Origin of the sequence: Nocardia sp. BSTN01, from assembly GCF_015354405.1 — a bacterium.
Lineage (GTDB): Bacteria > Actinomycetota > Actinomycetes > Mycobacteriales > Mycobacteriaceae > Nocardia.
This window is the reverse complement of sequence record NZ_JADKYP010000049.1, coordinates 18,614-30,384: the sequence shown is the minus strand read 5'-3', so window position 1 is coordinate 30,384 and position 11,771 is coordinate 18,614. Positions and strand designations below refer to the sequence as shown.

General features: G+C 68.9%; 13 protein-coding genes and 1 pseudogene. 6 read left to right on the top strand and 8 right to left on the bottom strand.

From position 1 onward, the window contains the following. Nucleotides 1-32 precede the first annotated feature (32 nt). From IRT45_RS28335 to IRT45_RS28315, 5 genes and pseudogenes are all read right to left on the bottom strand, one after another. Nucleotides 33-383, bottom strand: coding sequence for a DUF3349 domain-containing protein (locus IRT45_RS28335; protein ID WP_194808897.1), 351 nt, complete (start codon nt 381-383; stop codon nt 33-35). Nucleotides 384-423: 40 nt separating this feature from the next. Next, nucleotides 424-702, bottom strand: coding sequence for a hypothetical protein (locus tag IRT45_RS28330; protein WP_039781149.1), 279 nt, complete (start codon nt 700-702; stop codon nt 424-426). Nucleotides 703-1,001: 299 nt separating this feature from the next. Next, a pseudogene (locus IRT45_RS28325) lies at nt 1,002-2,207 on the bottom strand (anion permease); the annotation flags it as partial. An 81-nt stretch (nt 2,208-2,288) separates the two neighbouring features. After that, on the bottom strand, nt 2,289-2,684 hold the full coding sequence (locus tag IRT45_RS28320) for a VOC family protein (RefSeq protein ID WP_194808895.1): 396 nt from the start codon (nt 2,682-2,684) through the stop codon (nt 2,289-2,291). Between the two features lie 67 nt (nt 2,685-2,751). Beyond that, a complete protein-coding gene (locus IRT45_RS28315) occupies nt 2,752-3,654 on the bottom strand; it encodes a 1,4-dihydroxy-2-naphthoyl-CoA synthase (protein ID WP_194808915.1) in 903 nt (300 codons plus the stop codon). A 142-nt stretch (nt 3,655-3,796) separates the two neighbouring features. Here IRT45_RS28315 and IRT45_RS28310 point away from each other — a divergent pair, with 142 nt between their 5' ends. Beyond that, nucleotides 3,797-4,453 carry a PaaI family thioesterase gene (locus tag IRT45_RS28310; RefSeq protein WP_194808894.1) on the top strand — a complete coding sequence of 219 codons (657 nt, stop codon included), beginning with the start codon at nt 3,797-3,799 and terminating at the stop codon, nt 4,451-4,453. Nucleotides 4,454-4,540: 87 nt separating this feature from the next. Next, nucleotides 4,541-4,987 (top strand): DUF6918 family protein, encoded by a 447-nt coding sequence (locus IRT45_RS28305; protein WP_030516248.1) that lies wholly within the window; start codon nt 4,541-4,543, stop codon nt 4,985-4,987. Between the two features lie 95 nt (nt 4,988-5,082). Here IRT45_RS28305 and IRT45_RS28300 read toward each other — a convergent pair whose 3' ends face one another. After that, the gene (locus IRT45_RS28300) at nt 5,083-5,907 is read right to left on the bottom strand and encodes a siderophore-interacting protein (protein ID WP_194808893.1); all 825 of its coding nucleotides are present in this window, start codon (nt 5,905-5,907) and stop codon (nt 5,083-5,085) included. An 89-nt stretch (nt 5,908-5,996) separates the two neighbouring features. On the opposite strand from IRT45_RS28300, the gene menD reads away from it, so the two are divergent. Beyond that, nucleotides 5,997-7,619: a 2-succinyl-5-enolpyruvyl-6-hydroxy-3-cyclohexene-1-carboxylic-acid synthase gene (gene menD / locus IRT45_RS28295; RefSeq protein ID WP_194808892.1), complete on the top strand. Its 1,623-nt coding sequence runs from the start codon at nt 5,997-5,999 to the stop codon at nt 7,617-7,619. A 1-nt stretch (nt 7,620) separates the two neighbouring features. Here the strand turns inward: menD and IRT45_RS28290 are convergent, their stop codons facing one another. Continuing rightward, entirely contained in the window at nt 7,621-7,824 is a 204-nt protein-coding gene (locus IRT45_RS28290) for a hypothetical protein (protein ID WP_194808891.1), read from the bottom strand. A gap of 182 nt (nt 7,825-8,006) precedes the next feature. Between IRT45_RS28290 and IRT45_RS28285 the strand changes: the two genes are divergently transcribed. Beyond that, complete coding sequence (locus IRT45_RS28285; RefSeq protein ID WP_194808890.1) at nt 8,007-8,588, top strand: TIGR03086 family metal-binding protein; 582 nt, start codon at nt 8,007-8,009, stop codon at nt 8,586-8,588. Nucleotides 8,589-8,669: 81 nt separating this feature from the next. Here the strand turns inward: IRT45_RS28285 and IRT45_RS28280 are convergent, their stop codons facing one another. Next, nucleotides 8,670-9,281, bottom strand: coding sequence for a TetR/AcrR family transcriptional regulator (locus tag IRT45_RS28280; protein ID WP_194808889.1), 612 nt, complete (start codon nt 9,279-9,281; stop codon nt 8,670-8,672). 83 nt (nt 9,282-9,364) lie between these two features. On the opposite strand from IRT45_RS28280, the gene IRT45_RS28275 reads away from it, so the two are divergent. Both IRT45_RS28275 and IRT45_RS28270 read left to right on the top strand, forming a co-directional pair. Next, complete coding sequence (locus IRT45_RS28275) at nt 9,365-10,399, top strand: aldo/keto reductase (protein ID WP_194808888.1); 1,035 nt, start codon at nt 9,365-9,367, stop codon at nt 10,397-10,399. Between the two features lie 161 nt (nt 10,400-10,560). Then, a complete protein-coding gene (locus tag IRT45_RS28270; RefSeq protein WP_228535331.1) occupies nt 10,561-11,769 on the top strand; it encodes an FAD-binding protein in 1,209 nt (402 codons plus the stop codon). The last annotated feature ends 2 nt before the right edge of the window (nt 11,770-11,771 follow it).

Below are 11,771 nucleotides of genomic sequence, written 5' to 3'. Positions count from 1 at the left end.
TCCGCACTTCCTTCGCTGAATCGGGGAGGAGGTCAGTCCGACGTCGGTGTCGCCAGCGGCCAACCACCCGCTGCCAGATGCGATGCCACTCGAGCGATATCGTCCTCGCCCGGCAGCTCCTTGGCAACTCGGGCGATCGCCGCCTCGATCTCGTGCTGGGCGATCTCGTCGTCGCCGGCGCGTTCGCGCACCAGCTCCTCGACCACCAGATGCACCTCGTAGTCGGTGAGCCGGCGATGCAGGACGGCCAGCAGCGCGACATAGTCGGATTGGGGCACACCCTGCGGATATCCGGCGCGCAGCCAGCCCAGCACCTTCTGCAGGACCGACGGCGTCGTCTCGTTCGGTTCGGGTTGCTGGGGCGATGCGGATTCGGTGGTCACGAATGTCCTTTCGACGATCAGGGCGGCGCCGTGCGGCCGCTCAGCCTTGACCGAACAGATGGATGCCGAGCCGCGCGGCCAGAAAACCTCTGGCAACGAACAGCACTCCGGCGATGACGGTCAGCGTTACCACCGAATAGCACAACCCCGCGCAGGCCGCAGCCGCACGCCGGCGGGTGGAATCCGGTTGGGGCGCAGCCCCGGCGATCGAATGCAGCCGCACCCCGAGCGCGAAGATCGCCGGCAGGCCCGCCCCGAAGATCAAGGCGGCGGCGGTGACTCGCCACAGTTCGGTCAGATCGTCGATCAGGGTCTGCATCAGAAATTCCTTGCGGCGCGATGGGAGGCGCGTGAATCGTCGGTCCGTGCGGGCTTCGGGGTATCGGACGGCCGGCGGCCCGGGTGGGCGGGATCACCCGGAGCGGTGGCCGGTGTATTCGACCCGGAGCCGGCGGGGGAGTCGGCGCGACCGGATCCAGCGGGCGCGGACGTCGCGGTGTTGTCCTCGGCACCCGCGGACCGGGTGTCGGCGGGCCCGGCGTTCGTGCGTCCGGTGTCGGTGGGCGCAGAGTCGGCGCGACCGGATCCAGCGGGCGCCGAAGCGCCGGGCTCGGACCCGGTAGCCGGGCCGAATTCGGGACCCGCCGACGGTGATTCGGCTGGTCCGGTGCCGTCGGTGCCCGGCAGGCTCGTCCACTGCTCGTTGACGTTCGCGGCGTGCACGGGCGTCCGGCGCGAGCGCAGATAGATCAGGCCGGCCATCGCGACGAGGATGGCGAAGACCACCAGCACCCCGGGCAGTCCGCCGATCAGATGCGCCAGCGCCCAGCAGATCGCGCCGGCCAGCCCGGCCAGCGGAAGGGTGAAGACCCAGGCCACCACCATGCGCCCGAGCACCGACCAGCGCACCTCGGCGCCCGGACGGCCCATGCCCGTGCCCAGGATGGCGCCCGTCACCGTCTGCGTGGTCGACAGCGGCAAGCCGAAATGCGCCGAGGTGAGAATGATCGCGGCGCTGGTGGATTCGGCCGCCAGCCCCTGCGGCGGGGTGATGTCGACCAGACCCTTACCGAGGGTCCGGATGATGCGCCAGCCGCCCAGCGAGGTGCCCGCGGCGATGGCCACCGCACAGGCCACGATCACCCACAGCGGCAACGGGTCGCTGGGTTGTTTGGATCCGTAGGCGATGAGCGCCAGGAAGATGATGCCCATGGTCTTCTGCGCGTCGTTGGTGCCGTGGGCCAGCGACACCAGTGAGGCCGAACCGATCTGGCCCCATCGGAAACTCCGGTTCACCACTCGCTGATCGCTGCTGCGGGTGATCCGGTACACCAGCCAGGTGCCGATCGAGGCGACCAGCGCCGCGACCACGGGCGCCAGCACCGCGGGCACGATGATCTTGGTGAGCACGCCCTTCTGCCCGGCCGACCAGATCACCCCGCTCCAGCCGAGCGCGGCGATGGTGGCCCCGATGAGCCCGCCGAACAGGGCGTGGGAGGAACTCGACGGCAGCCCGAACAGCCAGGTGAGCAGATTCCACAGAATCCCGCCGACCAGTCCGGCGAAGACGATGGCGAGCAGATCGGCGCCGCCCACCTCGTCCAGGCGCACGATGCCTTCGGCGACGGTGGCGGCGACCTCGACGCTGAGGAAGGCGCCGATCAGATTCAGCCCGCCCGACAGCAGCACCGCGGCGCGCGGGCGCAGGGCGCCGGTGGCGATCGAGGTCGCCATGGCGTTGGCGGTGTCGTGGAAGCCGTTGGTGAAGTCGAAAACGAGAGCCGTGACGACGACGATGAGCAGAACGAACAGTTCGGCGGTCACGCCTCCAGTGTGCGTTATCGATCCGTTAACGCGTTGGCCAGGTTCCCGACATGTCGGACGAACCGGGATGGTAAGGCGGGGTCATTCCGGGGGCTTGCGGGTGTCACGCCGGATCGGATGGTCGGCGGGCACCTCCACCAGCACGATCGCGACGCCGTCCGGATCGCGCAGCCACATCTCGATCAGACCCCACGGTTCCCGCACCGGCGGGCGATCGATCGGGACACCCCGGGTCGCCAATTCCGTGGCCGCGATACTCGCGTTGCGCACCTGTAACCACACAGCGCCCGCGAAACCGGCCGGGGCCGCCTCGTCGCGGCCGTGCGCGGCCACCTCGATCAGCGATTGCCCGGCGAAGAACACCGTGCCGCCGGGATACTCCCGCGCGATCGCCAACTCGAGCCCGTCCCGGTAGAACGCCAGCGTGCGTTCGTAATCGCTCGGCCGCAGGATGATTCGACTGCTGAGGATGTCCACGAATCGAGCCTAGAGGGACGGGCTCGGGCCGAGTGGCCGCTTCGCGAGGTCCGGCGGGAAGCCCTGCTCAGAAGTGGTACGGGTAGGGACTCCAGTCCGGCTCGCGCTTCTCCAGGAACGCGTCGCGGCCCTCGACCGCCTCGTCGGTCATGTAGGCGAGGCGGGTCGCTTCCCCGGCGAAGAGCTGCTGGCCCACCAGGCCGTCGTCGGTCAGGTTGAACGCGTATTTGAGCATGCGCTGGGCCTGCGGCGATTTCGCGAGGATGTCGGCGGTCCACTCCAGCGCCTCGTCCTCGAGCCGGTCGTGGTCGACGACCGCGTTCACCGCACCCATGTGGTGCATCTGCTCGGCGGTGTAGGGGCGGCCCAGGAAGAAGATCTCCCGGGCGAATTTCTGCCCGACCATCTTCGCCAGGTAGGCGCTGCCGTAGCCGCCGTCGAAGCTGCCCACGTCGGCGTCGGTCTGCTTGAACCGGGCGTGCTCGCGGCTGGCCAGGGTCAGGTCGCAGACCACGTGCAGGCTGTGCCCGCCCCCGGCCGCCCAGCCGTTGACCAGCGCGATGACTACCTTCGGCATGAACCGGATCAGCCGCTGCACCTCGAGGATGTGCAGGCGTCCGGCGCGGGCCTTGTCGACGGTGTCGGCGGTCTCGCCGTCGGCGTACTGATATCCGCTGCGCCCGCGGATGCGCTGATCGCCGCCGGAGCAGAACGCCCATCCGCCGTCCTTGGGGCTGGGGCCGTTCCCGGTGAGCAGGACCGCACCCACATCCGGCGTCATCCGCGCGTGGTCGAGCGCGCGATACAGCTCGTCGACGGTGTGCGGCCGGAAGGCATTGCGCACCTCAGGGCGATCGAAGGCCACGCGGACGGTGCCCTGCTCGATGTGCCGGTGATAGGTGATGTCGGTCAGGTCCTCGAAACCCGCGACGGGCTCCCAGAGTTTCGGATTGAACGTCACCCGAGCCATCATGCACCCCACCTGTCACCGGCTGTGCGCCCGTGCCGGGGCAGGCCGCCGAAAATGTGATGTTCGTCCGGTACGTCCCAGAACTGGCGAGCTACCGACGGGTCGGGTTGGACGGTGTAAGAACTGGCGTTACCGTGCAGGTATGAGTGAGCGCGCGGAACCGGCGATCGATACCAGTGCGGTCGATGCCGATCAGTACGAGAAGCACGGCGGATTTCCCAAGGTGGAGGAGGCCGAACTCGGCGCGAACTACGCGCCGTTCCTGGAGGCGATGCGCACGCTCCAGGACCTCGCCGTCTCCGTCGATTGCCCCGACGAGGTGTTCGGGCAGGCCCTCGCCCAGGTGAACGCGTTGGCCGAACTGCTCGAGCCCTACCGCGCACCGGAACTGCAGGGCCCGTCGGGACGAGTGCCGGCGCTGCCGGGGCGCGGCAGCCTGCTGCTGCCGCCGTGGGTGATGACCGAGGCCGGTCCCACGGGTGTCCGGATGCGCGGCGAATTCCGCCGGTATCACCTCGGCGGCAACAACGCCGTGCACGGCGGCGTGCTGCCGCTGCTGTTCGACGATCTGTTCGGCTCGCTGGTGCACTACGCCGGACGGCCGATCAGCCGCACCGCGTTTCTGCACGTCAACTACCGCAACGTGACACCGCTGGAGACGCCGCTGACGGTCGAGGGAACCGTCGATCGGGTCGACGGACGCAAGACTTTCGTCTCCGCGCGACTGCGCGACGAATCCGAAACGTTGCTCGCCGATTGTGAAGGGCTCATGGTGCAGTTGCTGCCCTGGCAGCCGTAGTCGGCGAGAGGACGGTGTGTCCGGTGCGTCCGATGCGTATAGTTACCCGCGCTCGCTCATCGAAAAACTATCCGGAGGAACCTGAAAGTGGTTGCAGCACTGTCTGAATCCCTGCTCGATGACGCCAAACGCCCGGCCTTCCTGGCCGACGCCCAGGAGGTTCTGGATGCGGAGGTGTCGGATAAGGGGGGTGCATCGGGCCTGGCCGTGAAGGGCGGCTACGCCGCGGTGAAGAAGGTCAGCCCGACCATCGTCTCGGACGCGCTGGAGTCGTTCGCACCCAAGTTCGTCGAGCGGCTGGAACCGTACTGGGCTCAGTACCAGGCGGCGGGTAGCGGCTCGTTTGCCGATCTGCTGGTCGCCAACTCCGACGAGGTTGCCGAGTCGCTGCTCGCGGTGACCGACGCGCGTGCCGAGGCTTCGTCGCGGCCGGCGCTGAAGAAGGCGTACTCGTCGCTGCGTTCGTCGGCGAAAAAGCATGTGGTCGAGGCGCTCCCGCGCGTCGGCGACCTGGTCCAGCGGCACGCCGGCTGAGTTGCGGTTCCGCGACCTCGTCGTTCGGCATCCGGATGGAGTGTGATCCCCGGATGCCGAACGGCGGGGGGCCCGGGGCGGCCGCGCGGTGCCGATCAGCCCGGCGCCGACTTCCCGAACCGCCAGTAGCCTGTGAAAGTGATGTCCGCCTTGGCGATTCCGCGCTCGTTCGCGAGATGTCGTCGCAGGCCGGAGGCCAGTTTCTGCTCTCCCGCCACGAAGGCGTAGACCCCGCTCGCCGCGATGTCTCCGGCTCGTGCGGCGGCCAGCGCGAGGCTGCCGATCTCGGCCGCCGGATCGCTGCGGACCAGCCAATTCACCACGACCCCTTCGGGTTCGCTCAGATCCTGCGCATCGTCGGGATGGGTGATCTCCAGATACGCCGCACCGCGCAGATCCCGCGGCGCCGACCGCAGAATTCCGGCGATCGCCGGCAGGGCGCTCTCGTCGCCCACCAGCAGTGACCATGAACTGTGTTGCGGCGGTTGGTACATGATGCCCTCGTCGAGCAGTCCCACCGCGGTGCCCGCAGTGGTGTTCGCCGCCCACCCGCAGGCGGGGGTGTGGTCGCCGTGCATGGCGAAATCGATGTCCAGCTCGGCGGTTTCGCCGAATTCTCCCTGGCCGGCCGGGCGGAACTCGCGCACGGTGTAGTTGCGCACCACCGGGCGGTGCTCCTTGCTCATCATCAGCCACTGCGCGTACCAGAGATTGCTCGCGGCGGAGGGCAGCCGCAGTTCACCATCGCGCGGCAGGAAGAGCCGGAACCACTGGTCGAATCCCATCGGGGTGAACTCGGCGAGACCGGCGCCGCCGAGCGTCACCCGCACGAAACTTCGACTGATCCGCTTGGTCGCCAGCACCTCGGCGGTGAGGATCCGCCGCTCCTCCGGCTTGACGTACTTGGTCCGCTTGGCCATGGATATTAGGTTAGCAAAACCTAACTCGATGAACAGGATGTGAGCGGGTCGACGTCCCCTACGGCCGGAAGGTCTGACAGTCTGGGGATGTGAATCCATCGACAGCACAGGCCCAGGTCGTGGTGGACGAGCTGGTGCGCGGGGGTGTGCGCGATGTCGTGCTGTGCCCGGGCTCGCGCAACGCGCCGCTGGCCTTCGCGCTGCAGGCGGCCGATGCGGCGGGGCGGCTGCGACTGCATATGCGCATCGACGAGCGGACCGCCGGATTCCTCGCGGTCGGCATGGCGGTGTCCACCGGGGCGCCGGTGCCGGTGGTGATGACCTCGGGAACCGCTGTGGCCAACCTCGGACCGGCGGTGTTGGAGGCCAACTACGCCCGGCAGCCGCTGATCGTGCTCAGCGCCAACCGGCCCTACGAGATGCTGGGCAGCGGCGCCAACCAGACCGTCGAGCAGTTCGGCCTGTTCGGCAGTCAGGTGCGGGCGGCGATCAGTTTGGGCCTGGCCGAAGCGGAACCGGATTACCGCAGCCAGAACAGTGTGTGGCGGGCCGCGGTCTGCCGGGTCCTGGCCGCCGCGCGCGGCACCCGGTCCGGCAATGCCGGGCCCGTGCACTTCGACATTCCGCTGCGCGAGCCGCTGGTCCCCGATGCCGTTGCCGGCGAGCCGATTCCGGCCGGGCGCGCCGGTGACGCGCCGTGGACCGAGACCCAGTACGCGACCCTGGACGTGCCGCTGGATATCGACCTGACGCTCGATACCGTCGTCATCTCGGGGCACGGCGCGGGCTATCGCGCCGAGCTGGCGCAGCTGCCCACGGTCGCCGAACCCACCGCCGCGATGCCCGGCCCCGCCCTGCATCCGCTGGCGCTGCCCCTGTTGAAGCCGCGCCAAGCCATCATCACCGGCCGGCCGACGCTGCATCGGCAGGTGTCGAAGGTGCTGGCCGATCCGGATGTCACCGTCTTCGCGCTGACCACCGGGCCGCGCTGGCCCGATGTGTCCGGCAATGTCGTCGGCACCGGCACCCGCGCGGTCACCTCGGGCGCCCCGCGCCCGGAATGGCTCGAGCGGTGCCGCGAACTCGACGCGATGGCCTGCCGCGCGATCCGCACCGAACTCGCCCGTCATCCCAAGCCGACCGGCCTGCATGTGGCCTCGGTGGTGATGGACGCCCTGCGTGAGGGCGACCAGCTACTGCTCGGCGCTTCGAATCCGGTGCGGGACGCGGCGCTGGTGTCGCATCCGCGTCCCGGCGTGAAGGTGCTGTCCAACCGCGGCGTGGCCGGTATCGACGGCACGGTGTCCACCGCGGTGGGCGCGGCCCTGAGCCATCCCGGCCGGACCTTCGCGCTGATCGGCGACTTGACCTTCCTGCACGACGCCTCCGGCCTGCTGATCGGACCGGGGGAGCCGCGCCCGGCGGATCTGACCATCGTGGTCGCCAACGACGACGGCGGCGGCATCTTCGAACTGCTCGAACAGGGCGATCCGCAGTACGCCGGTGTCTTCGAGCGCATCTTCGGCACCCCGCACGGGATGGATCTGGCCGCGCTGTGCGCTGCCTACCGGATTCCGCATCGGCAGGTCGACCCGGCCGAGCTGGCGGTGGAACTGACCGGGCACGCCCACGGCATTCGCGTGCTGGAGGTCGCGACCGAGCGATCCAGCCTGCGCGAGTTGCATGCCGCGGTGCGCGCCGGCATCGAGTAGGTCAGTATTCGGCCCCGGGCCCGTCGTATTCGTCGTCGAGCGGCACGGGAATCGACTGCTCGATGAGGTCGGCCTCGGCGGCTTCGCGGTCGACGGCCGGTGCGTCGACTTCGGGTTCGTCCGGCGCCACCTCGAGATGCTGATCCAGCTGGTCGGCCTCCGGAACCATATCGACGGAGGTGATGTCGGTGGTGCGATCGGTCATCGGTTGCTCCCTTCCGCTAGGGGTCCGACTTGCCGGATACCGCGATCCGGCACTGTCGAGGATGCCCTCACCGCGTGCGGCTGGCAACCCACTCGTGCCCGGGGGCCGATGAATTCGGGCGGCCCGCCTCGTCCTGTCTGTGAGTGCCTGTGCCGGTACAGGCCGTATTCGGAGGAGGACACATGGCGACACCCCACTTCGATCTGGAGAGCGCCACCGATGCGATGGCCGAGATCGTCAGCGGCATCGGCGCGGACGATCTGAGCGCCGCGACCCCGAGCCCGGGGGTCAGCGTGCGGGATCTGCTGTTCCACACCCTCGGATTCACCGAAGGATTCCGCCAAGGTGCCACCAAGGAAGGCGTCGGCCGCTCCGCTCCGCCGCAGCAGGCGCCGGATGCGGATCTGCCCGAGGGGTGGGGTGAGTTGATCACCACCCAGTTGAAGGCTCTCACCGAGGCGTGGCGCGATCCGGCCGCCTGGGAGGGCGATACCGAGGTCGGCGGCGTCACCGCCCCCGCGCCCGCAATGGCCGGATTCGCCCTGAACGAGGTGGTGATGCACAGCTGGGATTTGGCGTGTGCCGTCGGCCGCCGCTTCGAACCTGCCGACAAGGATGTGGCGGTGCTGCTCGGGCAGTTCCGCGAGACGCCGCGCGAAGGTGTTCCGGGGCTGTTCGGGCCGGTGATCGAGGTACCCGCCGATGCCTCGCCGTGGGAGCGGCTGCTCGGCTTGACCGGGCGCGACCCGTACCGGCAGGTCTGAGCTCTCCGATCGACTCCTGATCCGCCGCCGAGCGGGCCGCACCTCCGGACCCGTGGCGGCGAGGTCCGCCCGGCGCCGGTCTCACCGGGTGAACAGGCCCGCGGTGGCCGCTGTCGCCGCGGCCACGGCGGCGGTCACCGCCACGGCATCGTCGATCGGGTCGCCGGAGGCCAGGAAGCGGTAGTACAGCGGGGCGGAAACAGCGGAAACGACCGTGCGTGCATCGGTTTCGGGTCCGACTTCGCCACGTTCGATCGCGGCTGTGACGCACGGCTCCCATTCGGTGAGCCGCACATCGTAGAACCGGTGCAGGGCCGCGGTGGTCTCCGGATCGCAGATGGCCGCGGCGACAAGGGCTTTGAACAGCGGACCCTGGCGTGGGTCGGTCAGGGTGCGGGCGACGAGGCGGGCGTTGGCGGTGAGGTCGCCGCGCAGCGATCCGGTATCGGCATGCGGCAGTGAGGTTTCGGCCATATCGGTGAGCATGTCCGCCACCAGGCCGGCCGGGGTGCGCCAGCGGCGGTAGACGGTCGTCTTGCCGACCTCCGCGCGGGCCGCCACCTCGGCGAGGTCGAGTTCGGCGAAGCCGCGTTCGGCCAGCAGATCCCCGGCCGCGCGCAGGACGGATTCGCGGACGCGGGCCGTGCGACCGCCCGGGCGTACCGAACCGGGCGCGGCAGTGTCCGAGCTCATAACGGTCCTCCAGTTTCATTAGCGTCGAATCGAGTGTATCGTCCCTCGTGTTAATGAAACTTCAGTTCCGTTAGGAGTTGATCATGGACCATCGTCGACTGGGTGCGTCGGGCCTGCTCGTCCCGGCTCTCAGCTTCGGAGCGGGCACCTTCGGTGGCCGGGGCGAACTGTTCGGTGCCTGGGGCGATACCGACGCCCAGCAGGCGCGCCGAATGGTCGATGTGGCGCTCGAGGCCGGCGTCACGATGTTCGACACCGCGGACGTCTACTCCGACGGCGCCTCGGAAGAGATTCTGGGCCGCGCGATCCGCGGCCGCCGGGATCGAGTTCTGCTGTCCACCAAGGCGGGCCTGCCGACCGGGCCCGGAGCCGCCGAGGCCGGATCGGGACGTTCCCGCCTGATCACGGCCGTCGACGCCGCGCTGCGCCGGCTCGACACCGACTACATCGATCTGTTCCAGCTGCACGCCTTCGACGCCGCGACCCCGGTCGAGGAGGTGCTGGACACGCTCACGGATCTGGTGCGCGCCGGGAAGATTCGCTATCTGGGCGCCTCCAACTTCGCGGGCTGGCAGCTCATGAAATCCCTCGCCGCGGCCGACCGCGGCGGGCATCCGCGGTATGTCGCGCATCAGGTCTACTACTCGTTGGTCGGCCGCGACTACGAATGGGAGCTGATGCCGCTCGGCCGCGACCAAGGCGTCGGCGCGATGGTGTGGAGCCCGCTGGGTTGGGGCCGGCTGACCGGCAAGATCCGGCGCGGACAACCACTTCCGGCGGGCAGCCGGCTGCATCGCACCGCCGAGGCCGGACCGCCGGTGAACGACGAACTGCTCTACGACGTCGTGGACGTCCTCGACGAACTCGCCGCCGAAACCGGGAAATCCGTCCCGCAGATCGCCCTGAATTGGCTGCTCTCCCGCCCGACCGTCGCGACGGTCATCGTCGGCGCCCGCAACGAGGAACAGTTGCGCCAGAACCTGGGCGCGGTCGGCTGGCACCTCGAACCCGAACAACTGGCGCGTCTGGACAAGGTCAGCGCTGTCACCCCGCCGTACCCGTACTACCCGTACTACCGACTCCCGGATTTCACCCGCCTCAACCCGCCGGCGGTGTAGGTCCTCGACGATCGGCGGAATTCTTCCCGCCGGTGGGAACGCCCATACTGAATTCCGGCGCATGCAACGATCAGCACGACGCACACAGCGAGGTTTTCATCGGCGATTTCACCACCGACTTCGGCGGCTTGCGGCACGCCGCGCCCCGCGCGGTTCATCGAATGCCCGCCGCGTTTCCCGCTGCCCTGCTCGGCTCGGAGCGCCCACTGACGCTGCGAGGTTCCGGACACTCGTGCGATGGGCAAACCGTCTCCGAGGCCGAACTCCTGGTCACCTACGAGCCCGACACCGCAGCGCGGCAACTTCGCGATCTCGGGGACGGATTGTTCGAGGTCCCGGCCGGAATGAGCTGGTACGGGCTGGAGCGGCACCTCAATGGCCGGGGGAGGGCGATCCCGGTCCTGCCCAACTACTTACACATGTCGGTGGGCGGCACGCTGTCGGTGGGCGGGGTCGGGGTCGACTCGGTGCGTCACGGCATGCAGATCGATCATGTCGAGCGGATTCAGCTGATCGATGGGATGGGCATCAGTCGCTGGTGCTCGCGAACCGATAATCCGGAGCTGTTTCGTTTCGCCCTCGGCGGGCTGGGCACCGTGGGATTGATCGAGCGGGTGGTCCTGCGCACGGTCGGGCATCGCAGTCGTACCCACCTGCATCGCGTCGAGCACGCCTCCCTGGCGGAACTTGCTGATCACGCCGAGCGAGTCGCGCAGCGCGATGACGTCGACGTCTACTGGGCAGCGATGCGGCGAGGCAGGATTTCCGCCACGGTGGGATGGCATAGCGAGCGCACCGATTGCGCCGCCGGCAACTGCGAGATCACCTCTGATCTCACCTTCGCCGGCCATCCGGTGAGCGCCAAAATGCCGCCGGCCGACCGGGTCCGACTGTGGGCCGACTATGTCGTGCCTGCCGGCCAGTTCAGTTCGATGCTTGCGGCCGTCGAGGGCATCGGCCACCGATCGCTGCTCGACGACCCGCTGACGATGATGTACGTCCTGATCATCCGGCGTCCGATCGATGCGCCCCCGTTCGCGTTCGGTCCCGTCGGCGCCGCGCCCGTATCGATCGGCGTGGGCCTGTACACATCGGTGGAACGGACGCCTGCCGCCATCGACGCGACGCGTTCGGCGCTGCGGGAGTGCTTCCAGCATTGTTGCGAATCAGGCGGGCGGCCTTACCTTTACGGCGTCACCGAGCTCGACGCAGCGACGGCGGAGCGGCTCTACGGGGACGATGTGGATCGGTTGGGCCACTTGCGTTCGTCTCACCGGCTGCACCACGTCAACGCTCACGTTCCGCTTGCCCGGGTGGCTGCGGAGCGTCAAGACGCAGTCGCCGATTCACGAAGCGCGGAGCGAAGGTAACA

What these genes read in the sequence shown, in the direction of transcription:
- IRT45_RS28315 (WP_194808915.1), bottom strand. Translation starts at nt 3,654, where the DNA reads ATGGCTCGGGTGACGTTCAATCCGAAACTCTGGGAGCCCGTCGCGGGT.
- IRT45_RS28330 (WP_039781149.1), bottom strand. Translation starts at nt 702, where the DNA reads ATGCAGACCCTGATCGACGATCTGACCGAACTGTGGCGAGTCACCGCC.
- IRT45_RS28270 (WP_228535331.1), top strand. Translation starts at nt 10,561, where the DNA reads ATGCCCGCCGCGTTTCCCGCTGCCCTGCTCGGCTCGGAGCGCCCACTG.
- IRT45_RS28275 (WP_194808888.1), top strand. Translation starts at nt 9,365, where the DNA reads ATGGACCATCGTCGACTGGGTGCGTCGGGCCTGCTCGTCCCGGCTCTC.
- IRT45_RS28285 (WP_194808890.1), top strand. Translation starts at nt 8,007, where the DNA reads ATGGCGACACCCCACTTCGATCTGGAGAGCGCCACCGATGCGATGGCC.
- IRT45_RS28290 (WP_194808891.1), bottom strand. Translation starts at nt 7,824, where the DNA reads ATGACCGATCGCACCACCGACATCACCTCCGTCGATATGGTTCCGGAG.
- IRT45_RS28310 (WP_194808894.1), top strand. Translation starts at nt 3,797, where the DNA reads ATGAGTGAGCGCGCGGAACCGGCGATCGATACCAGTGCGGTCGATGCC.
- IRT45_RS28300 (WP_194808893.1), bottom strand. Translation starts at nt 5,907, where the DNA reads ATGGCCAAGCGGACCAAGTACGTCAAGCCGGAGGAGCGGCGGATCCTC.
- IRT45_RS28280 (WP_194808889.1), bottom strand. Translation starts at nt 9,281, where the DNA reads ATGAGCTCGGACACTGCCGCGCCCGGTTCGGTACGCCCGGGCGGTCGC.